Origin of the sequence: Pontiella sulfatireligans, assembly GCF_900890705.1 — a bacterium.
GTDB lineage: Bacteria > Verrucomicrobiota > Kiritimatiellia > Kiritimatiellales > Pontiellaceae > Pontiella > Pontiella sulfatireligans.
This window is the reverse complement of sequence record NZ_CAAHFH010000002.1, coordinates 62,685-86,129: the sequence shown is the minus strand read 5'-3', so window position 1 is coordinate 86,129 and position 23,445 is coordinate 62,685. Positions and strand designations below refer to the sequence as shown.

The 23,445-nt window shown below is 54.9% G+C and carries 15 protein-coding genes and 1 tRNA gene; 14 read left to right on the top strand and 2 right to left on the bottom strand.

What is annotated here, in order from left to right; translation table 11 throughout:
- Window positions 1-14 precede the first annotated feature (14 nt).
- The 13 genes from SCARR_RS13555 (at window position 15) to SCARR_RS13495 (ending at window position 20,263) form a co-directional block, all read left to right on the top strand.
- A complete protein-coding gene (locus tag SCARR_RS13555) occupies window positions 15-1,064 on the top strand; it encodes a 3-keto-disaccharide hydrolase (protein WP_168433296.1) in 1,050 nt (349 codons plus the stop codon).
- Window positions 1,065-1,077: 13 nt separating this feature from the next.
- Window positions 1,078-4,563, top strand: a complete 3,486-nt coding sequence (locus SCARR_RS13550) for a glycoside hydrolase family protein (protein ID WP_136062223.1) — start codon at window positions 1,078-1,080, stop codon at window positions 4,561-4,563.
- Window positions 4,556-5,938, top strand: a complete 1,383-nt coding sequence (locus tag SCARR_RS13545) for a sulfatase family protein (protein ID WP_246044495.1) — start codon at window positions 4,556-4,558, stop codon at window positions 5,936-5,938. The genes SCARR_RS13550 and SCARR_RS13545 overlap by 8 nt, the downstream gene beginning before the upstream one ends.
- A complete protein-coding gene (locus tag SCARR_RS13540) occupies window positions 5,935-7,239 on the top strand; it encodes a sulfatase-like hydrolase/transferase (RefSeq protein WP_222846309.1) in 1,305 nt (434 codons plus the stop codon). Before SCARR_RS13545 ends, SCARR_RS13540 begins: the two co-directional genes overlap by 4 nt.
- 165 nt (window positions 7,240-7,404) lie before the next feature.
- Window positions 7,405-8,946 carry an arylsulfatase gene (locus tag SCARR_RS13535; RefSeq protein WP_136062222.1) on the top strand — a complete coding sequence of 514 codons (1,542 nt, stop codon included), beginning with the start codon at window positions 7,405-7,407 and terminating at the stop codon, window positions 8,944-8,946.
- Window positions 8,947-10,338 carry a hypothetical protein gene (locus SCARR_RS13530; RefSeq protein WP_136062221.1) on the top strand — a complete coding sequence of 464 codons (1,392 nt, stop codon included), beginning with the start codon at window positions 8,947-8,949 and terminating at the stop codon, window positions 10,336-10,338.
- A 53-nt stretch (window positions 10,339-10,391) separates the two neighbouring features.
- Window positions 10,392-11,150 (top strand): SGNH/GDSL hydrolase family protein, encoded by a 759-nt coding sequence (locus SCARR_RS13525; RefSeq protein ID WP_136062220.1) that lies wholly within the window; start codon window positions 10,392-10,394, stop codon window positions 11,148-11,150.
- Complete coding sequence (locus tag SCARR_RS13520) at window positions 11,147-12,604, top strand: sulfatase family protein (protein WP_136062219.1); 1,458 nt, start codon at window positions 11,147-11,149, stop codon at window positions 12,602-12,604. Before SCARR_RS13525 ends, SCARR_RS13520 begins: the two co-directional genes overlap by 4 nt.
- 147 nt (window positions 12,605-12,751) lie before the next feature.
- Window positions 12,752-14,215, top strand: a complete 1,464-nt coding sequence (locus SCARR_RS13515; RefSeq protein WP_136062218.1) for an arylsulfatase — start codon at window positions 12,752-12,754, stop codon at window positions 14,213-14,215.
- A complete protein-coding gene (locus SCARR_RS13510) occupies window positions 14,212-16,041 on the top strand; it encodes a glycoside hydrolase family 36 protein (protein ID WP_136062217.1) in 1,830 nt (609 codons plus the stop codon). Before SCARR_RS13515 ends, SCARR_RS13510 begins: the two co-directional genes overlap by 4 nt.
- A gap of 11 nt (window positions 16,042-16,052) precedes the next feature.
- Window positions 16,053-17,570: a sulfatase family protein gene (locus tag SCARR_RS13505; RefSeq protein ID WP_136062216.1), complete on the top strand. Its 1,518-nt coding sequence runs from the start codon at window positions 16,053-16,055 to the stop codon at window positions 17,568-17,570.
- A 17-nt stretch (window positions 17,571-17,587) separates the two neighbouring features.
- The gene (locus SCARR_RS13500; RefSeq protein WP_222846308.1) at window positions 17,588-18,664 is read left to right on the top strand and encodes an aldose epimerase family protein; all 1,077 of its coding nucleotides are present in this window, start codon (window positions 17,588-17,590) and stop codon (window positions 18,662-18,664) included.
- Between the two features lie 18 nt (window positions 18,665-18,682).
- On the top strand, window positions 18,683-20,263 hold the full coding sequence (locus SCARR_RS13495; protein WP_136062214.1) for a sulfatase family protein: 1,581 nt from the start codon (window positions 18,683-18,685) through the stop codon (window positions 20,261-20,263).
- 609 nt (window positions 20,264-20,872) lie between these two features.
- Here SCARR_RS13495 and SCARR_RS13490 read toward each other — a convergent pair.
- A tRNA-Pro gene (locus SCARR_RS13490) sits at window positions 20,873-20,949 on the bottom strand.
- Between the two features lie 292 nt (window positions 20,950-21,241).
- Here SCARR_RS13490 and SCARR_RS13485 point away from each other — a divergent pair.
- On the top strand, window positions 21,242-21,484 hold the full coding sequence (locus tag SCARR_RS13485) for a hypothetical protein (RefSeq protein WP_136062213.1): 243 nt from the start codon (window positions 21,242-21,244) through the stop codon (window positions 21,482-21,484).
- 68 nt (window positions 21,485-21,552) lie between these two features.
- On the opposite strand, the gene SCARR_RS13480 is transcribed toward SCARR_RS13485, so the two are convergent.
- Window positions 21,553-23,289: a hypothetical protein gene (locus SCARR_RS13480; RefSeq protein WP_136062212.1), complete on the bottom strand. Its 1,737-nt coding sequence runs from the start codon at window positions 23,287-23,289 to the stop codon at window positions 21,553-21,555.
- Window positions 23,290-23,445: the final 156 nt, after the last annotated feature.

Here is a 23,445-nt window from a genome sequence, read left to right as displayed (position 1 = left end):
TTCAGGTTCTTATCATGATGAATCAAATCCATGCTGCTTCTCTCTCGATGTTCCTGTTCCTCGTTCCCGTTTTACATGCCGCTGAATTCGGAGTCGTCCCGGATCCGTATACCGGTAACTGGGAAGGAATCATGACGGCCGGTACCGGGGAAAAGGGGGTGCATGCCACTGCGATAAAATACAAGAAGCAGTATGAGGTCACTTTTCGGGCTTCACCGGATCCGCGGGAAAAGGCGATCGTGATTATCAACGGCACGGTGCAGGAGGATAAATTGATTCTGGAACCGGTCCTCGGTCCGGATCTATCTGATGGGGCAGAAGGGCAGACCAAGACGGTGCAATGGAACGGAGTGGCCAAGGACAATGAACTGAACGGAACCTTTACCGGCCGCGAAACCGGCACCTTCTCCCTGCAGAAAACACCCTTTCAACCATCGTCCACATTGGGAGAAACGGCACCCTCCGAAGCTACTGTCCTCTTTGACGGAGCCGATCTTCAGGCCTGGGAACCCAGAAAGATTCCAGCGGATCCGATCCAGTGGACGATCACGGATTCGGGAGCCCTTAAGGTTGTATCCCAGCGTGATGGGAAAAAGAATAAGCAGGATCTGAAAACGAAAGAGTTGTTTGGCGACTATCGGCTGCATCTGGAATTCAACCTCGCCTACAAACCGGAAGCAAAAGGGCAGGGGCGGTCCAACAGCGGCATAATCCATCTTGGGATGTATGAGACGCAGGTCCTGGACAGCTTCGGTCTCTATGGCCACAACAACGAGTGCGGCGGTATTTACAAGATCCGCGAACCGGATCGCAATGCCGGCTATCCCGCCGGACTCTGGCAAACGTATGACATCGAGGTGAAGGCGCCCCGTTTTGGTGCAAAGGGAAATAAGACCACCGATGCCCGGATGACGGTTCGGCTGAACGGGATACTGATTCACGATGATGTGATTGTGCCCAAACCCACCGCCGGAGGAAAGGAAGCGGCCAGGGGCCCGATCGTTTTGCAAGACCACGGGAGTCCGGTTCAATTTAGAAATATATGGGTTGTTAAATTTGATTAGGAGTTGGGTGAAGATGAAAAACATAATTTTGAGTTTAACAGGTGTAGTGCTGTTCGGGGTTTCCACGCAGGCGGCGGTGAAAATCTACTCCGCGCCCGAGGGCGTTGATCGCAGCGCCGACTTTGCCGTTACGGTAGACGGGAAAGATGCTTTTGTTTTCTATGTGGCGGGGAACGAGCTTAGAGAAAAATATCTCCCCGGCGCGGATTATGAATTCAGAGGCGAAAAAAAGGTCATTGTCAGAAATGTGGTTCATGACCCGGGCAACAAGGTGATCCGTAAGGCGCGCGAATCGTGGGTCTCTTTTGAGACCGACTCGAGCGCGCTTATCCGTCTCGGACAGCTGACCGACCCGCTTCCGTTGAAAGATGTGCTGCTGATCGATGAGCTCGGCCATGCGGTCGAATATAAAATGATGGGGAAAACGATCTCGTTTACGGTCGCCGCCGGACACAAGTATGTATTGGTTCTCAACAACGACCTTTCGCGACGCCTGACGATTTTCGCCGAAACCCCCGAGACGGATGTGCCGGACATAAAGGCTGCGGATACCTTTTTAATCCGGCCCGGCACCCCCCGCGCGGACTACGAAAATACAGCAAAGAAGACGCTTTATTTTGCGCCCGGGCTGCATGAGATGGGCGATCAGTTTCCACTGAAACCGGGGCTCCAGATCTATCTGGCGCCGGGGGCGTATGTGCGCGGCTTCTTTACGTGTCCGCCGGATGCGGATACCGCCGGCGCATCAGGGGTTAAGATCTTTGGACGGGGAATTCTCTCAAGCGAGTACAACCAGATCACCAATGGGCCGAACAATAATTTTCTGCCCCGCCCGTTGCGATTCTGGAGCAACTCGATTTATCTGGGCGGCTTTAACCGCGAGCCTGCCGACAACCAGATTGTACAGGGCATCACGATCATCTATCCCACGCAGCAGCCGATCATGGGCAATGGCACGAAAACGCTCATCGAGAACGTGAAGGTCATTAATTTTGAAAAAGGATTCGGAGGCATCTGTGTCGGCTCGCAGTCGACGGTGAAGGATTGCTACGTTTCGACCGATGTCCGGGCCCTTACGACATTTGGCTCGGACACCACCTTCAGCCGCAATCTGATTATCGGATTTGAGGGGGGGACTCCGTTTTTTATGGGGAGTCGCATTCTCGACGATCTCAAGAATATCACGTTCGAGGATTCAACTGTTGTCGGCGACTGGGACGATCTGATCGCCTTGAAACAGGCGCACTTCGGCAATCTCAGCAATTTTAACTTTAGAAACATCAAGGCTTTTTACACCGGCGACAAACCCAAGGTGTCGCTGTTAAGTCTGGGGGTCGGTTTCTCGCCCTACCGTCGCGGCGATTACCAGGGCGGTATCAGTGATGTGAAGGTCAGCGACATTAAGATAACCGCATTAAACTCGTCGCCTAAAATCATGGTTGATGCCTTTGGTTTCAGTGAACAGGCGGCGGTGCGCAATGTCAGCGTGCAGGACATCACGGTCAACGGCGAGGCGGCCGACTTACTGCCGAAAATCGAGCAGTGCGCCTGTAGTATTACCGTTGGCGACAAGATCATTAAGGAGGGAACACGTCCGGAACCCAAAGATATGAGTCTAAAATACCCACCCGTCGCGGCGGTAAATAACCCAGCGAAAGCCTATCCGCGCCACGACGAAGACGGCGACACCTATGGCGACACCTATGGCCGGAACATCGCCCACCAGATCGCCTATCCCTCCGCGAAGCAAAAAGCCGATTCGGCTTTCCCGAAAAGCCTGTCGGCCGCGTTTGGCAACAACGCCACCGGCGCGAGCCTCAAGGGGATCAAGACCGTTTTCGCGCCGAAGGGAGATTTTTTGCAGACCTACGCGGTCGTCAACGACCCGCGCATGCATGCACTGCATTCGCCGGATTACGAGGTATTCGTCGCCCAGAAAAGCAGCCGCTCCCCGGAGGCGAGTGTGCCGGTCTACGAAAACGTCGGAACCATGAACAGCACTGGTAACGGCCTGTCTGTCCCGCCGCCGTTGCCGACGGAGCATTTTGCCAATTTCTCCCACCGCGGACCGGTGGAGGTTACGGTGCGTATGAAAGATCGCGCGCCGGCGGTGAAGGACGCGTTGATTATGCCCTCGAAATTGAAGATTCAGCCAACCTACGCCGCCGACGGGCGTAGCTTTTCATTCACGCTGCCCGGCCCGCAATATCTGGTGATTATCGTCAACGGCGACTGGTTGCGTCCGCTGTTTGTGTTCGCTAATCCGCCGGAGGACCCCGTGCCTGATCCGCGCGATCCGGCGGTGCTGACGATTAAAACCGCCGACGACTACAGGACGCTTGCAAACCGCAAAAAACTCGCCGACTACCGGGTGATCTATTTTGCTCCGGGCTATCACGATATCGGCCTGTTCTTTCCCGTTTTCGGCGACCAGACGATTTATATTCCCGGCGATGCGTATGTTGCCGGCACGATTCTTGGAATCAACCGCGACAACGCGGACAATAGTGCCTACGGAACCAGGATCATCACCAAAAACAAAGACATCTTCGACTATCCTGCATTCAAGCACGGCTACCAAAATGCCGACGATTACATAGTTATGGGTTCCCCCGAAAGGTTTCTCGGTGCGATTGAAAACTTTACGATCCGTGGGCGCGGCATTCTTTCCGCCGAGAAGATGGACTGGTTCAAAGGGCAGGAGACCGTGCCCAGCTATATTATACTGGTTGACCGCGCCGGCCAAAACGGCGTGCTGGAAGGGCTGACCTTCACCGGCAGACACTTTCACTCGGCAAACTTTTTCGGCACCCCTGCGTTGTTGTCCAACGTCAAAACCTTGTACGGCTTCCACGGCAACACCGACGCCTCGCAGTGGGGTATGGTGCGGCGCAACCTTTTCAGTATTGAAATGGACGACGGGACGTACATCAAGAACGGGCTGGACATCGACGGCTGGTTCGCCTGGCAGCAGAATAATGCCAACGTCTTCTGCTTCACCCGGGCCATGCCCCGGGACGGCAACACTCTCGGGCACTCGATCATTCGCAATGCAACGGTGATCGACGGGCGTTACGGTGCGGCCGGAGTGAGCAATCTGGCCGGGACTGAATACAACCCGATGCGCGGCGGGTTCTGGCTCGGGATCAATCACGATAAGAAAGGCGCCAATTTCGGCTATGTCGCCGATATCGTCATGCAGAACATAACGTTTGAGACCACCGTCAATCCGCTCTTTCAGTTCGCGCCGATGACCGGCACGCGCTACAACAAAATGATCGGCGTCGAGGACATTACCTTTGACAATATCCAGGTCCCCATGGGGCAAAACTGGAAGAGCATCTTTGGTGGCCGACCTCAAGCCCCAGATGATTTCATGCGCGGTATAGTGATTAAGGATTTAATGATCGGCGATAAAAAGATCGCCGACTTCGACGAGTTCGCCCGGACAAGAAGCGAGGGGCGCAATTTGGGGGTGAAAATTGAAACGAATGAATGAGTCGAAGACCATACAGATCGGTTGCATGCTTCTCGCCATGCTTCATGTTGCTGTGGCTGCCCAACCCAATGTGGTGATTTTATTATCCGACGATCTCGGCTATCAGGATATCGGCTGCTACGACGGCCCGGTGAAAACCCCGGCGCTGAATGGATTGGCCGCGCAGGGCGTCCGCTTTACCGATTTCTATTCCGGTTGCGCGGTCTGCTCTCCATCGCGGGCAACCCTGCTGACCGGGCGACATCATATCCGCGCCGGCGTCTACAGCTGGATCGAAAACAAAAGCAACCGCTCGCATCTGCTGGAGCGCGAAATTACATTGGCGGAAGTTTTGAAGGCGCAGGGGTATTCCACGGCGCATGTTGGCAAGTGGCATCTCGGCCTGCCGAACAAGACGATGAACAAACCGACGCCGGCGGATCATGGCTTTGACTATTGGTTCGCCACGGAAAACAATGCCCAGCCTAGCCACCGCAACCCTGTAAACTTTATCCGCAACGGCGAGGCCGTCGGTGAGCTCGAAGGCTATTCCTGCCAGCTCGTGGTCGATGAGGCCATCCAATGGTTGGAAAATCATCGCGATCCCGACCAAGCCTTTTTCCTGAATGTCTGGTTCCATGAACCGCATAACCCACTCGGTTCGCCGGAGGAACTGACAGCCGTTTATGGCGGCCCCGATGTGGACGGTGCCGTCTATTCCGGCACCATCGACAATACCGACCGGGCGATTGCTCGCTTGCTTGAAAAGTTGCGGACCCTAGGCGCCCCGGAAGACACCCTGATCATTTATGGATCGGATAACGGCAGCCTACGGCAGGAGCGGGTTGGCGGTCTGCGTGGCAAAAAAGGCTCTAATTACGAGGGCGGGATCCGGGTTCCCGGAATCTTCTGCTGGCCGGGCCATATTACCTCGGGCCGGGTGGAGTCGACGCCGGCCGGATTGGTGGATGTGTTGCCGACGGTGTGCGGCCTGCTGGGCCTGGCACCCCCGAACGTCCATCTCGATGGCTCCAATCTTTCCGGCTTGCTCACCGGTAAACCGGAAGCATTTGTGCGCCACCAGCCGCTGTTCTGGCATCTTCAGAAATCCCGGCCGATCGTGGCGATGCGCGATGGAAACTGGGCGCTGGTGGCCGATCCGGACTATGAGCTATCCACCAAAAACAAGTTTGATGAGCAGTGGATTCCCGCGATCAAACAGGGAGGCTACAAAAACTACCAGCTGTTCAATCTGAAAACCGATCCTGCCCAGCAGCACGACCGGTCCGGCGAACTGCCGGAGCGGCTGGAGCGCATGAAAAAACAGCTGCTCGAAATCAATGCCAGCATCATGGCCGCCGGTACCGATTGGCATAAAAAGGAAAGCGGTAAATGAAGAAAAGAGGCTGGGTTGTCTTATGCTTGGCGATGGGGATGACCACGCTGGTTCAAGCGCAGCCGAACATTATCCTGATCATGGCGGATGATCTCGGTTATGAATGCATCGGTGCCAACGGCGATTCGGAATATTCGACGCCGGTCCTCGACGGCCTGGCCGAGAATGGCATGCGCTTTGAACATTGCTATTCCCAGCCGCTCTGCACGCCGTCGCGCGTGAAAATCATGACCGGGATTTCCAATGTTCGGAACTATATCGAATTCGCCCTGCTGGATCCCAATGCGACCACGTTCGGTAATTTGATGAAACAGGCGGGCTACACAACGGCCATCGCCGGCAAGTGGCAGTTGGGAACCGATCCGGCCCAACCCGAAAAATTCGGTTTCGACGAGTATTGCCTCTGGCATTTGCCGAAGAAGAACAGTCGCTATAATAATCTGGGCAGCCTGCTGCTGAACACCGGAGAGGTGTTATCCGGCGGGTATGGTCCGGACAAGTTGAATGCGTTCGTACTCGATTTCATCACCCGCCACAAGGACGGCCCGTTTTTCTGTTACTATCCCATGCTGCTGACCCACGCCCCGTTTGAACCTACGCCCGACAGCAAGACCCGCGATGGCAGCGCCCATGAAAACTTTGCCGACATGGTCACTTATATGGACAAGATGGTCGGGCAGGTGATCGACCGCCTTGATGAACTGGGCTTGCGCGAAAATACGCTCGTCCTGTTCACCGGCGACAATGGTACCCATAGGAGTCTCACCACGCAATTCAACGGAAAACCCTATAAAGGCGGAAAAGGCTCGATGCCGAATGCCGGAACACACGTTCCGCTCATCGCCAATTGGCCGGGAACCGTGCCGTCTAGCAAGGTCAGTCAGGATCTTATCGAATTCAGCGATTTTCTGCCGACCCTCTGCGAGGCCGCCGGCGCCACGGTTCCGGCAGGACTGCAGATCGACGGGAAAAGCTTCTTTGCGCAACTGAAGGGCGAGCGGGGGAACCCGCGCAAGTGGACACATTGCTGGTATTCGAGCGAAGGCACCGAACCGTCGGAGGAGTGGGTGCGCAATCAGCGCTACAAGTTCTACCGCGACGGAAAATTTTATGATGTGCAGAACGATGCGCTGGAAAAGAAGCCGCTGCAGATCAACCAGTTGTCCGAGCAGGCCATGACCGTCCATGCGATGCTGCAAAAGGCGTTGGGTCGTTATGCCGGTGCACGACCGCAAGAGCTGATCAAGACGCTGGATCAGCTCGACACGAAGCGGGCAAAGAAGAAACAGAAGAACAGATAGGCAGGACATAGCAGGAATCCCGCTGCGGCTCGCTGTTCCAGCCATTGGAAAACCGCTACACTCAAGTAAAGAGTGAGGCGTACGATTTTATTCGCTAAGCTTTGCTTCCTCCTGTTTAGAACGGGCGTTGGCATCCGTATTCATTTAACAGTGGAGATATTGAATATGATGATTAAACGAACTTTTGTTATGGGGCTCGTAGCGGTGGGGTTTGCCGCAGCCGCCGTGGCGGCGCAACCGCCCAACATTCTGCTGATTCTGGCAGACGACATGGGCTATTCGGATCTGGGCTGCATGGGGTCTGAAATCAACACCCCGAATCTGGATCGGCTGTCGAATAAGGGCATTCTTTTCACGCAGGCGTATAACACCGCCAAGTGCTATCCCTCCCGCGCGTGCCTGGTGAACGGGGTCTATTATCAGCAGACCGATGATCAATGGAATGATACGACCACGCTGGGCGAAATGTTGAAGCCGGCAGGCTATAACACCTTCTGGTCGGGCAAGCATCATGCGGGCTTTGATCCGCGTACGCGCGGCTTTGATCGGTTCTACGGTTTCCTGGGCGGCGCGATCAATTTTTGGAATCCCGGCGACACGGCCGTACCGGGCGGCAAACAACCGGCCTACATCGGGGCCTATAAATGGGTGCTGGACGAACCGGGAATTGTCAAAAGTTTTGTTCCGGATCGCGCGGACTGGTATTCGACCGATGTCTTCACCGACAAAGGCGTCCAATGGTTGGAAGAAACGAAGGACGACGATAAACCCTTTCTTCTCTACATGGCCTACAACGCACCGCACTGGCCGCTGCAGGCTCCGCAAAAACACATTGACCGTTGCAAAGGCCGCTACGATGCCGGATACGATGCGATCCGCAACGCGCGCTATCAGCGCCAGATTGAACTGGGAGTGGTCGATCCCGAAGTTGCAAAGCTTTCCGAGCCCGAATATGACCAACCGTGGGAGGAGCTGTCCCCGAAGCAGCGTGAGCGCCGCATCGAGCAGATGGAAGTCTATGCCGCCATGATTGAAAATATGGACGACAATATTGGCCGTCTGCTAGACCTGTTGCAAAAACAGGGACGGCTGGACAATACGCTGGTGCTCTTCCTTGCCGACAACGGCGCCTGTGCGGAAACGCCGACCAAGCGCGTTAAAAACTATTCGGACGAAGTGCCGATCGGAGGCGTTGAAAGCTATGAATCGTACGGGCAGGGATGGGCCGCCGTGGGCAATACGCCGTTGCGCAAGTTTAAGCAACAAAGCCATGAAGGGGGCATCGGCACCGCCATGATTGCGCATTGGCCGAAGGGTCTCGCCGCGCCCGGCCGCATCAACCGCGATCGGGTACACTTGATCGATATCATGCCGACGATCGCCGCGCTTTCCGGCGCAAAGACGCCCGGAAACGCGCAAGGCATTTCCATCGTGCCGGCACTTCAAAACAAGCCGCTGAAACGGGACAAGGATATGTATTGGGAGTTTGGGTCGGGGCAGGCCATTCGCCGCGGCGATATGAAGCTTGTCACAAAAAATCAAAAACCGTGGGAGCTTTACAACCTGGCCATCGATCGGTCGGAAACCCGGAACCTGGCGAGTCAAATGCCGGAGCTGGTACAGGAACTATCAACGTCGTGGAACACGTGGTGGATGGAGTGCACCGGTTCTCCATACACTGGAAAAAAGAAAAAGGTGAAAGACTAAATGAACTATCAAGGGTTGATGGGATTAGTTTTGATGGCCGGAGTATCCGGTTGTGTGGCGATGGAACACCCTGCTCGTTTTATCTATGAGCAGGAACCGCTGGTGATGACGGCGGATGCCCTGCGGGATGCCAACGGGGCGTTCACGCTCGCTCAGCTGCCGCAACCGCGTTGCCAGGTTAAGCTCAAGGGCGAGGTGACACCGCTCACAGAGCGCATGTGGGCGATCGCGCTGGACGATGTGGAGCGCAACCTGGTGACGAATGAGGCGGGCGTTGTCTATTTTGGTGCAGGCACGCGGTATGGCGACCGCGTCTATACCCGCGACCTTTCCATTGCGGGCGTACTCGGGGTGAACCAGCTTTATCCAAAACAAATGTTGTCGTCACTCAAGCTGACCCGTGAGGTCCGCCGGGGATTGGGCTACAGGGTTTCGGCCGGGCATGACATTCGTGAGATTGACGCGCCGTGGGAGGTGATTGCGGAAATCGATCGGGAGATCATGCTGAAATATAAGACCAACTCCTACACCCGCCGCACCGACGATGTGGTCTGGCTCTGGGCCGCTGATGATCTCTTTACCCTTCACCCGGAAATTGCGGATTGGAAATGGATGCTCGAAAACGGCGAAGAATTTTTCAAGGTGTTCTATGAACCGTGGTTTGATGCCAAGGATGGCCTCTACCGCGGTCAGGCGCTCTATCATGATATTCAGCATTCCTGCTATCCCAAAGGCTACAGCAAGGCCGATTGCGTCCTGCTGAAAGCGCTGTCGACCAACTGCCTCTATTATCGCGCCATGCTCGCGATGGCCAACGCCTGTGAAAAGGCGGGGCGCCCGGCCGCTGAAAAGCAGGCATGGCTCGAACGCGCCGCTACGCTGAAATTGGCTATTCAGACCGAACTGACCAATCCGGACGGAACGACGGCCTACTTTAAAGATCGGCACGGCGTCCTGATGCCGAACCGGCCCATCCTCGGAACGGCCTTTGCGGTACTCTTCGGTGTGATCGAAGGCGACGCGGCGAAGGTGGCCTATGAAGGGTATCCGACAACGGATAAGGGCATCCCGTTGTTCTTCCCGTTCCTCGATAATAAGGGCGATCATAATCAGGCTAGCTGGCCGTTTTGCAGCACCTTCTTTTTGCACGGTAAAACCATAGCGACCGGCGAAGATACGCTGGATTATAATGCGGCGTTGCTTGCGCGTTCGCTGGGAACGGCCATCAAACCGCCGAAAAAAATTCCAGCGGGTGAGGAATGGGACGCCGGCTTTGGTTCCTTCCACGAAAAGATTTCACTGCCGGACGGGCTCATCGGGGGTTCCGGCCATCAGCTCTGGTCCGCCGCCGCCTATTTGGATGTGTGCATTCGTGCTGAACTCATTGAATGAAAGATTAAGCAGATATAGAATCTGAAAACAGAGTATTAGCGTGGGATAAGACGATGACGGGCATGGCTACAATGAGAAAAATGGTGATGGGTCTTTGCATAACGTTCGCCCTGACTTCAATGCATATACCTGTATGCGCGCAGGAATCCGGATCGGATGGCGGCCAGACCTACAGAAGTCCCGAGCGCTTTGAAAAAGCGATTCAAAGCTTCGAAGCCACCGACGAAAAACAACCGCCACCACAGGGAGCGATCGTTTGTGTCGGCAGTTCAAGCATGCGGAAATGGGAAACCCTTCAAAATGATTTGACTCCGCTGACTGTTATTCCTCGCGGTTTCGGTGGGAGCAATATGAACGATGCGCTTCATTATGCCGATCGAATCGTGCTTCCTTACAAGCCGCGCGCAATCGTCCTCTATGAGGGGGATAATGATATTGGCCAGGGGATTTCTCCGTTAGTCATTGCGGACACGTTCCGCAAGTTCGTTGAAAAGGTGCTTGGCGAGTTACCGGAATGCCGCATTTACGTCCTGTCGATAAAACCCAGCATCAAGCGATGGCAGCTCTGGCCCAAGATGCAGGAGGCCAACCACCTCATCGAAGCAGAATGCGATAAGGACGCTAGACTTACCTATGTGGATATTGCATCCGGCATGATGGATGACAAAGGGAAGCCACTGAAAAATCTCTTCGAGGAAGATGACCTGCACATGACCCGCGACGGCTATGTGATTTGGAGAGATAAATTAAGCCCGATCCTCATGAAAACAGAGCTTCAATATGAATCACGCAAATCTTCCGGGGAGGAATGATGAAAACTTTTTTTGCTAACATGATGGTCATTACGCAGCTGTTCACGGTTTCGGTGATGGCAGAGCGACCGAATATTCTGTTGGTTCTTTCCGACGACCATAGTGTTCCGCATCTTGGCGCTTACGGGGATGTAAACTGTACGCGGCTGAACCTTACCCCGAACCTGGACGACTTTGCGGAGCAAAGTATGCGGTTCACCCGCGCCTATACGGCGGCACCTCAATGCGCTCCGTCACGCATCTCGATTTTTGCCGGTCGCTCGCCGGTGGGGATTTCCTCAACCCGGTTCGCTCAGCCGGCCCGTCCGGGAACGCCGTTTGTGACCGACCTGCTGCGCGCCGCCGGATATTGGGTGGGTCTGGATGGACGTCATCAGCATCTGGACGGGCAGAACAAGGATGCGCCACATGTCACGGAGACGCTGGAGCAACTGGGCATGCGCGGTCCGCTTTTTGAATCGCGGTTCGATCATTTTGTGCGGGGCGCCAAAACCAAAGGCGAGTATTTGAAGAACGTGCCCGGCATGTTCGGGGCGGTGCTCGATGAAGTGCCGGCGGACAAGCCGTTCTTTCTTTATTTCGGCTTCAACCAGCCTCACCGTAAATGGGGCGACGATCACGAAGGGATCGATCCGGCCGAACTGAAGCTCCCCGGGGACTGGCCGGACCTTCCGGAAGTGCGGCTCGACTATTCCCGCTACTTGGCCGAAGTCCGCGATCTGGACATCGGATTCGGTATGATAATGAAAGTGCTCGCAGAGCGAGGACTGGATAAGAACACGCTGGTCTTCTTTATGGGCGACAATGGCGAAGCCCTGTTGCGCGGCAAGGGCACGCTCTTCTCCCGCGGGTTGAATGTCCCGTTGATGGTGCGCTGGCCGGGCAAGGTTCAACCTGGGAGTGTGAGCGATGTCCTGATTAGCGGTATTGATCTCGCGCCGACGATGCTCAGCGCGGCGGGGGTTGCGCCCGACGAGGGTATGACGGGACAGGATTTTAAACCACTTTTGCTGGACCAAGCGTTCGAAGGGCAGGAGCAGATCTTTGGTGAGCGAAGTTGGCACTTTGGACCGATTACCCGTACCGATGGGTTTGATCTGTCGCGCTCGGTCGTCACGAAGCGCTACAACTTTATTTATAACGGGATTCCCGAGCGCAGCTATACTCCGGTTGATATGGCGAAAAAAAACGTGGCGTGGGAGGCCATCAAGGCCGCACATCAGGAGGGGCATCTTGAAGGGGTACACGAAAGGATCTTTTTCCAGAATCCCCGCCCCATCTTCGAACTTTACGATCTGGAGAAGGACCCGTTCGAACTGAACAACCTGGCAGGGCAGGCCGCTGTTGCGGACGTCGAGGTGGCGATGCGCGAAAAATTGGATTGCTGGATGGTGCGGGAAGGCGATTATATGCCGCTTCCCGCCCATGCCTTCAAAAACATGGAAAGAGACTGAATACATTGATCTCTCCGCAGGGGTGTTCGCGTTGATTCTTTAAAGTGGCTGTTTAGGTTTCGTCTGTGCATCCGTATATATTTATGAATAGCATCCTTTTTGATGCCGATGCGGAGTGCCCGTTATATTACGAAAACCGAGGATGAGATGAAAAAACTTATAATACTGGCGGCTGTCGGTACGTTGCACCTTTGCCATGCAGCCACTAAACCCAACGTAATCTATATTCTGGCGGACGACCTCGGCTATGGCGATTTGAGCTGCTACGGGCAGACCCATTTCCAGACGCCGAATATCGATGCGCTGGCGGCGAAGGGTATGAAATTTACCCAACACTATTCCGGCAGCACAGTCTGCGCGCCGTCTCGTTGTACGTTGATGACGGGGCAGCATACGGGGCATGCGCCGGTGCGGGGGAATGCCTTGGTGATGCCGGAGGGGCAGAAACCGATGCCGGAGGGTACGTTTACGATGGCGCATCTGTTTAAGAATTCCGGCTATGCTACCGGGATTTTCGGTAAGTGGGGATTGGGCGCGCCGGGCACGCACAGTGAGCCGTTGGAGATGGGATTTGACCGTTTCTATGGCTATAACTGCCAGCGACAGGCGCATCATTATTATCCCTACTTCCTGTCGGATGATCGCGGTCGCGAAATTCAGTGGGGCAACTTTGGTATGGAGCGGGGCGAATATGCGCCGGATAAGATTCAGGAGCAGACGCTGGCCTTTGTGGAGGCGAATAAGGATCAGCCGTTCTTTATTTATTATGCGCTCGTTCAGCCGCATGCTGAAATGTTTGCGCCGGAGGAATACATCGCGAAATATCGTGGAAAGTTTCTGCCCGAAAGTTCCTATGAAGGAACCGACGGCGGTCCTAACTTCCGCAAGTTCGCCTATGGTTCGCAACCGGAAGGACACGCCGCCTTTGCCGCTATGGTGAATGTCATGGACGACGACATCGGCGAGCTGGTTGCAAAACTTGAAGAGCTGGGCCTTGCTGAAAATACACTGATTCTATTCAGTTCCGATAATGGTCCGCACGAGGAGGGCGGACACGATCCCGCCTATTTCAATTCCAATGGTTCGCAGCGCGGGTTCAAACGCGATCTATATGAAGGCGGTGTGCATGTACCCATGATCGCTGCGTGGCCGGGCAAAATTGCGTTCGGAACCGAAACGGCCCAGCTTTCCGCCTTCTGGGATGTGCTTCCGACCATGGCCGAGTTGACCCGTCAACCGGTTCCTGAAAATGTCGACGGCGTTTCATTCCTGCCTACATTGCTGGGTAAAGACGGACAAGAGGAACACGACTATCTCTACTGGGAGTTCCACGAAAAGAAGGGCCGCGTCGCGATTCGGCAGGGCATGTGGAAAGCCGTTCGCTACGACGTAGCCTCTGATCCCGATTCAGCATTGGAACTCTACAATCTCTCCGCAGACCCGAAGGAGACGACCAATGTGGCCGAGCAGTATCCGGAGATGGTGGCCAAGCTGGATACACTCATCAAAAGTGCTCGCACAGCATCACCTGAACCGGATTTCAATTTCCCCATCAAGCGCAAGTTCTCGCAGGCGGCGATGGCACACGAAATAGACAAGGATAAAAAATGAAACAAATTGTACTCGGACTGATTATCGGGGCGAATGTGTTTGCCGGAGCAAGGGCGCCGTCAGAATGGAACGGTATCACGGTCGATGTAGCGGCCGACCACCCCGTAGAGGCATCGCAGAAACTGAAGAAGGGAAAGGACGGTTTCCAACGTCTGGAAATCATGCTCTCGAACAAAGGCAGCGAAACGCTTACCATTGAAAGCATCGAGGTTCGTATTCCGGTGGCCGCTCCGATTGCAGACGACATGGATCTGGTTTACGGCAGCAGCTGCATGGGCCGGCGGCCGATGCTGCGCCACAAGGTGGGCGAGCCTCAGAAAAAGAGCGAGAGCTTTATGTATACGATGGTTCAGCTGGCGGCGGATCAATATGTTTTTGCGGGTTCGCTGAGCTGGCGCATCTTCCTGCCGGTATTCACGCTGGAGGACAACGCGTTCGTGGTTCGTTCGGACGGCGAGGGCAAGCAACTCAAACCGGGCGAGAGCATTCAATATGAGCAGATTGTTCTGAACCGTTCTGTAAACTGGCTTGCACTGCTCGATACGTTTGGTGAAGCCATTGCACAGGAAAACGGCATCAGGAAACTGAAGGATGTTGAATTCAAGGGCTGGGCGACGTGGGACTACTACGGCCGGATTTTTTCCAAGGAGGATATCTTTGGAAACATGGACGAACTGAACAAGCTTGATCCAGAGTGCAACCTGATTCAGATCGACGGCGGCTGGTGGACCGAGCGCGGCGACTACACCAGTGTGCGTGACGGTTTGCCCGGCGGGATCAAGGCCATCGTCGACCGCATCGTTGCCGACGGGAAAATTCCGGGCCTGCACTTTGACGGGTTCCGCGGCGATGCCGCTTCCAAAGTCTGCAAGACCCATCCTGAATATTTCCTGCATGACCAGGATGGCAAAATGATTGTACACACCAAGAAACTGCCCGATCGCGAAATGAACTATACCTTCTTCGACTATTCGCATCCGGGTGCGCGCGCCCACATTGCCGAATGTGTCCGCACGATGAAGGAAGAGTGGGGCGTCCGCTATTTCAAGGTCGACTTTATGCGTTATGGCTTGGAAACCGATTTTAAGGAGGAACTCAACGTCAAAAAAGTGGTGGCACATGATCCGTCACTAACCGGTGTGGAGCGTTTCCGACTGGGCATGCAGACGATTCGTGATGCGATCGGGCAGGAAAACTATTTCCTCGGATGCTCCGCCGTCTTCGGTCCCTGCATCGGCTTTGTCGACGGTATGCGTACCGGTGGCGATGTCCATCCGCGTTATGAAGCTTTTCCGGAACGCTGCCAGGCCAATACCGGCAACTTCTACCTCGCAGGCAAAGTCTACAATGGCGACTGCGACTATCTGGTCTTCCGCGAGGCCGCCGATGAAGATGACAAGGTATTCAAAGCCAAACACAAGTTTGGGGGCAGCATGTCGATGAACGAGGCGCAGATGTGGGCCAATTACAACAAGCTCTATGGAAACTGCCGCCTTGCAAGCGACAACCTCATGACCTTGCGCCCCGAGCGAAAGGCGTTGGTGAAAGAGGTGTTCGATTCACCGGCCATGGACGAAACCGTTCCGCTCGATTTCTGGCAGCATGGCAAGGATAAGACCGATGGCTACGAGCTGTTGCTGGGTCGCCGCGGCGAAGAAATCTTCTTCGGTATGTTCAACTGGAGCGACGAAGCAAAGGCATATGATCTTCCGGCCTTTGGAAACGGCGGCGTCCAGACATTGGAGGCCCACCACTCATTAGTGCTTCCCTACGAGGGAAATCTTTCATTCGATGAGCTGTGCAACAGCATGATTGAAAGCCTATAGTTGTCCTATCCATGAATAGAAGAACTGCATTGGGAATGGTATTTGGCGCAGGGTTGCTTGTCGCAACTGGATGGGCCTCCAAAATTGAGCGGCCGAATATCCTGTTCTGCATCGCGGACGACGCGTCGATGAAAAGTTTCGGGGCCTACGGCTGCACGTATATCAAAACGCCTGCCGTCGATCGGCTGGCGCGGGAGGGCGTGGTTTTCAACAACGCCTACAACTGCAACCCGAAGTGTGCGCCGGCCCGTGCGTGTTTGGTGACGGGTAAATACAGCTGGCAACTGAAGGAGGCAGCCAACCACTGGCCGCATTTCCCTCCCGAGTTCAGGTTTTACCCACATCTGCTGATGGAGGCGGGCTATCACGTCGGTTTGACCGGCAAGGGCTGGGGACCGGGCACGTACGACACGGAGCACAATCCGGCGGGGCCGATGTATGGCAAAATCAAGCTGAAAGCACCGTACAAGGGAATGAGTAACATTGACTACGCCGCCAACTTCGAGGCCTTTTTGGAAGAGAAGAAGGATGGGACGCCATTCTGCTTTTGGCTGGGCACCAAGGAACCGCACCGTGCCTATGAAAAGGATTCGTGGAAAAAAGCCGGTCGCAACCTGGCGGATGCCGAGGTGCCTGAATTTTATCCCGACAACGATACCATTCGCGGTGATCTGCTCGACTATGCCCTCGAGGTCGAATGGTACGACACGCATATTGGCCGCGCCATCCAGGCATTGGAAGAAAAAGGGCTGATGGACAATACCCTGATTGTGGTGACCTCCGATCACGGCATGCCGTTCCCGCGCGTAAAGGGGCAGATCTACGAAGAAGGATTTCATGTTCCGATGGTGGCCTATTGGAAGGGCGTCATCCAACCCGGCCGCGTGGTCGATGACTTTGTCAGCTTCCCCGATGTCGCTCCAACCTTCATGGAGGCCGCCGGCCTCAAGCCGCATGAACAGATGACTGGCTCCAGCTTCCTCGATGTGCTGTGCTCGCCGAAGTCGGGTCAGGTCGATCCCGCACGCGACCATGTGCTGCTCGGCAAGGAACGGCACGATACCGGGCGGTCGAACGAGGACGGTACTGATCTGGCCTATCCCGTACGCGCCATCCGCACGAAGGAGTTTCTCTACGCACACAATATCAAGCCCGAGCGCTGGCCGGTGGGCAATCCGGAGTTCGGCCTGCGCAACTGCGACGGTTCGCCGACGAAAAGTTATTTGACTAATCTGAAACCCGGCGAAGAAGAGTACCGCTACTATGAAATGAGCTTTGGTCTGCGCCCGGAAGAAGAGCTCTACCAGATCGTAAAAGATCCCGACTGTATTAACAATCTGGCCGGCAATCCCGAATATGCCACGCTCAAGAAACAGTTGCGCGAGCAGATGGAGTCCGAGTTGACCGTCCAGGGCGATCCACGCATGCTGGGGCAGGGCGATGTGTTCGATCGATATAAATACGAAGGCAAGGTCTTCGATTACACCACGGGGAAAGTCGGCTCGCTTCGAGGCAAGAAGCAACCATGAATAAAGGAAGGTTTCCAATGGTTGGAAAAATAGGATTGTTAATTTTAGCGGGGTTACTGGCAGGATGTTCGTCGGCAACCGTTTCGGAGCCCAGCTCCGATGGCCAGTACACGTTGAAAAACCGAAACGGGATGGAAGTGCGATTGGCCACCTATGGCGCCCGCATCACCTCCATCAAGGTGCCGGACCGCGACGGGAATTTTTCCGATGTTGTGCTGGGTTATGACGAAATAGAGTCGTATAAAACCGCTTTCAAAAAACCGTATTTCGGCTGTGTGCTGGGGCGTAATGCCGGTCGAATTGACAAGGGACATTTTTCTTTGGATGGGGTCGACTATCAGCTTGCTGTTAATAATGGTCCCAACCACAACCACGGCGGCATGATCGGGTTCGACAAGGTCGAGTGGGCGGCGGAATCGCTGAAGAACGGCATGCGCTTCAGCCGGCGTTCGCCGGATGGCGAAGAGGGCTATCCCGGTAATCTGGATGTTTCGGTAACCTATACGCTATCCGATAACAACGACCTGAAAATCGACTATCGCGCCACCACCGATAAAGCAACGCCCGTGAACCTATCCAACCACTCCTATTTCAACCTGGCAGGCGAGGGGGCGCAGACGGTGCTGGATCATGAATTAATGATTGTGGCCAAATCCATTTTGGAAATCGATAAAACCTCGGTGCCGACCGGGATAAAACTTCCAGTGGCTGGAACACCGTTTGACTTCCGTGCGGCCAAAGCGGTGGGGCGTGATATCGGCGAGGGGCATGAGCAACTTTCCTACGGTAGCGGATATGACCATAATTTTGTGCTGAACGATGGATCAACCATCGCTGCGGAGCTGTATGATCCGTCCAGTGGCCGCCTCATGCAGGTCGTTACCGATCAGCCGGGCATTCAGCTCTACACAGCTAACTTTCTCAATGGCGGGCTCACGGGCAAATCGGGACGACCCTATCAACGTCGCAGTGCGCTGTGCCTCGAAACGCAGCACTTTCCCGACAGTCCTAACCAGCCGATCTTTCCGAACACCATTTTGCGCCCCGGCGAAGAATACAAAACCACAACCATCTATCGTTTTTCTGTCCGTTAAAAACAAAGGAGACTTTCCATGAAGTGTAAACTATTGATCGGCGCTTTCGCCGCCCTGGCCTTCGTCGCGTCTGCGGCTGAACAACCCAACATCATTTTTATCTACGGCGATGATATCGGCTATGGCGACTTCAGTTGCTACGGCGGCGAGGTGGATACGGCTAACATCGATACGCTGGCCGAAGAGGGTGTCCGCTTTACCGGCGGTTATTGTACGGCTGCCACCTGCACACCCTCGCGTTATTCCCTGCTGACCGGTGAATATGCCTTCCGCAACAAAGGGGCCCAAATTCTGCCGGGCAATGCGCCGCTGATCATTGATCCGGCCCGTCCGACCATCGCCGCGTTCCTGCGCGACAACGGATACAAGACCGCACTCTCCGGCAAGTGGCATCTCGGCCTTGGTTCGGCGAGCGAGCCACTCGACTGGAACGGGCAGATTAAGCCCGGCCCGAAAGAAGTCGGTTTTGAATATTCCTTCCACATGGCCGCCACCGCCGACCGCGTGCCATCGGTTTACATCAAAAACGGGCGTGTTGTGAATCTGGACGCCTCTGATCCCATTCAGGTTAATTATCAGGAGCTGGTTGGAAACGATCCTACGGGAATTTCCCATCCGCATCTGCTGAAACTGCAGGCCGACGAACAGCATGGTAAAACCATTGTCAACGGTGTCAGCCGCATCGGCTGGATGAGCGGAGGGAACAGCGCTCGCTTCAAAGATGAAGACATGGCCGATACCTATCTCAACAAAGCGGTCAATTTCATCATTGAGAACTCCAAACCCCAAACTTCAAACCCCAAACCATTTTTCCTCTACTTTGCCCCGAACGAAAACCATGTCCCGCGTGTGGTGCATCCGCGTTTCCAGGGTTCAACCAGCCTCGGTCCGCGCGGCGATGCGCTGGCGGTGTTCGACTGGTGTGTCGGCCGTCTGGTTCAGACGCTCAAGGAAACCGGGCAGTATGAAAACACCCTCATCGTGATTACGTCCGACAACGGCCCCGTCCTTTTTGACGGCTACTGGGAAGCGGCGATCGAGCGTCAGGGCACGCACGACGCGTCCGGTCCCTGGCGCGGCGGAAAATACAGCCGGTGGGAAGGCGGAACCCGCGTTCCGTTCATCGTCACCTGGCCGGGAAAATCCAAGCCGGGCATCTCCGATGCCATCGTCAGTCAGGTGGATCTATATGCGTCCGTGGCCGCCCTGATCGGAAAACCGGTTCCGGAAAATGCCGGGCAGGACGGCGAAAACCTTCTGCCAACGCTGCTGGGCGACTCTCTGGATGGCCGCGAATATGTCATTCAGGAGGCGCTGACCCAGATTGCGGTTCGCAAAGGGAACTGGAAATATATTCCTCCGGGCAGTGTGACCGAGCGCTTGGGCATCATGACCTGGGAAGAAGGGAGCGGCTGGAAAAAAACCAATGTGGCCGAACCCGGCCTGCTTTTCCATCTGTCCGAAGATCCAACCGAAGAGCATGATCTCGCTGCGAAGTATCCGAACCGCGTTCAGGAAATGCGCGACATCATCATGCAGGTCGCCCCCGAAAAGGCCACAGGGCAGAAGCAACTCGATAAAAAACAACTCGGCTTCTGAGGTTTGAGCCGATGTGAATAAAGTGCAGGCTCCCGCGCTTGTTCAATCTTTCACGGAGACTCGAAAACTGAGGTTTCCCTCCTCTTTTCCTCTGATGTCGATGTCTTCGTGGTTTTTATTGGTATGGTGCATCCTCGGCCACAACCTTTGGAAGCTCGCCACGATGGCCGCGCAGAAGCGCGCCGAACTCGACGCCGAACCTGCCATGGCGGCATAGCCTGTCTCATCTTGATCCAAGCCCGCCCCTCAAAAGACAAGGTGTGCCCAAAAGCAGCGAGAACCAGCTTGGCCTGGCCCAATCGAGCCTCTCCTGCGCTAAAAACCCACCCCGACAGGCGATCTTGAAAAGATCAAAACCGAAGTGTCCGTGACTTTCTCGTATATGGGAAGGGCGCTAAATAGGTCGGTCATGGCCTTCGCGTATCTATGCAACGTAAAATGTGCGAAGGCCGGACCATGCAGTTTGTCGTGGCGTTCTATTCCTCCGGTTTAAAGAGGATTCGTATCCTTCAACTCCGTGGAGTAATTCAATCGAATAGAACTGTTCTGTTAACTATGCCCACGATTCATGGTCGTGCTATGACCGACTATAAAGGGAAAAGAAAAAAATGGTCGGGGCGGAGAGATTCGAACTCCCGACCTATTGCTCCCAAAGCAACCGCGCTACCAGACTGCGCTACGCCCCGTTTCCAAGGTTTGGATGTTTCCATATTCGGAAAATACCATGTGGTGGAAAGCGCGAGAATATCGGGTATTCAAAACGGAATGGCAACCCCCTTTTTGAATATTCGTACAAAATCGCTGTTGGCGCAGGTTGGTTTGAGGAGAAACGGTGGCGAATGGAGTGCTAAAACAGTCCCGTATTAGGGTGGACAGAGGGGAATACGGGAGATATAAGAGCCGCCTTTGATTCAAGTTTCTGATTTGAAACCGAAGAAAAACGGGCGAAATGCCCGGTAACCCAAGGAGGAGAAACTCATGTTTATAGAAGTGTATGCAATTCCGATAAGCGATTATAACAAAGATACCGGCGATGCCGTTCGTCCGGAAAACCGCCGTCTGGTTGAAATGACCGGCGCCCGCATTAGAACTTCAGTGAAGTTTGACGACCGCGCTGAAATTGTTCTGTCTAATAATGAAATCCTGCTCGCCGCCGGAAGCTATGATGATCTGGTGGGCCGTTTGCTGAAGGTGCAGGCCGGACAGATTGCCCGTGCTTAATGTGTAGTTTAGCAACTCGATAAAGGCCAGCCGTTGCGGCTGGCCTTTTTTTGTCTTCGGAGAGGGCGCTAAAGCGACAGGGTTTTGTTCAGCCCTTTGCTGGACTCAAAGCGGAGTTCTTTTTCTCCAAACTTTAGAATGGCTTCATTCGGAGAGGCGGACAGTTCGATCCCGGTTTCGGGATGCCGGCTTTTCCAGGCATTGGCCAGAGCGATGGCGCACTCTAGGCCGTCGCCTCGCTGGAAGTTCCAGACTTCGTCGGGCTGCGCGACGCGGGTTCCGTTGTAGATCGATTCATTGGGCATGTTTTGCATCGTTTGGATCAACTCATCATCGGAGAGTTGTTTGGTGGCTTCGATGACGACAGGGTTGCGCTCGAGGGCGGCTTTGAGGAAGGGGCTCCAATGGGTGGCGGCTAGATCGCGGCTGGCATAGAAGGCGAGGTCCGCGATGCGGTGGCTCGTACGCAGGGTTTCGAGATATTGGATGATTTCGCCGCGCGGCATGCCGGGCTTGATTTCAATCGGACCGGGGCCGTTGAATTGCTTGCTCTTGATGTCAGGAAGTTCGGGGTCGAGGTGGATGAAGTCCACCAGCCCTTCGATGACGGACATTTTGCGGTCCATGTCGCCGGTACAGTCGATTTTCTTGGCGAGCCCGCGCATGCTCTCTTCGTCGAAATGGGAGATCGGGTTGTTCTTGAGATAGTCGGAAAGCTTGTTGAGCTGAATGCGGCCTTCGATGGGATCGGTGTAGAAGTCGTATTCGTCGATCTGGTCGAGCAGCTTGTCGCGTGTGGCGTTGTCGGACACCTTGTAGGGCGATCCGTGTTCGTAGCCGTAGGCGCGCTCGATGGGGAGGTATTGCTCTTTGCCGTGCCGGACGTATTGGATCTGGAAACATTTTTGGAATTCGGAGCGGTCGCGCAGGAAGTTGGCGATCATCTCGAAGGTGATATCGGTGGTGGTGAAGGCGTCGAGCTTTTGGCGAAACAGCTCAAAGCTTTCGGGGGCGATGGTGGCCTCGGGGTAGACGGCGTGGATGTAGCCGGTGTTGTTGGCGACGATCGTGACCTGCTCGTTGCGCAGGGCCCGCTGGGCCCGCGCGGTGAGATCGGTGCCGTTGAACCACATGTTCTTGGTCACGAGCCGGCGGTTGTTCGTGAGCACGCCGTCGTTGACGTTGATGAAGTTCTGCGAGTGGAGCGGGGTGGCGATGAGGAAAATGTCTTCCAGCGGAATGTCGCAAATGATGAACAGCGCGGCGGCATAGAGCGTGGAGAGCGAGACGCATTCGCCGGCGCCGATGCGGTAGTCGTCCTTGTATTTGAAGGCATCCATGGCCTCCAGGGTTTCGGTTTTCCAGAAGGGGATGATGTTGGAGGTGTATTTATCGAGGCCGAAGTGCTTGCGGATATCGAGCGAGAAATAGTGTTTGTCGCCCTCGTAGCCAAACAGGGCGTTGCTTTGGCCGATGGTCTTTTCGTCCATGAAGGGGGCGAAGCGCGCTATCTCCGATTCCTTGGTGGTCAGTCCCCAGGTGTCGAGGTCGAGGTTGAACTCATAGTGGTCGATGATGAACTGCTTGAGCCGTTGGATCTTCTTGTACGGCTTCATGGTGTCGAGTTTGCGGAACCAATCGTGGTTCTTCCATTCCCAGATGCGCGGCGACATGATGTTGGCCAGCACTAAGCTGTAGAGCAGCTCCGGAAATACAAAGATTTCCATATCCGAGAGGGAGATGGCGGCGGAATATTTTTCAAGGTCTTCGGGGGCGATTGCTGGATGATTGTTCATGACGCGCATTTTAGAGTTCCGATGCGCATTTAAAAGAAAACAGTGGGAGATTCTCCGCGCTGCCGTCAGCGGAATGGGTTCTACGTATATTTTTATGATGATACAGACGATTTCAAGAGCCTCCGTCGCGCACGATGGAAATTAATCAGCAACGAATGTATGAAA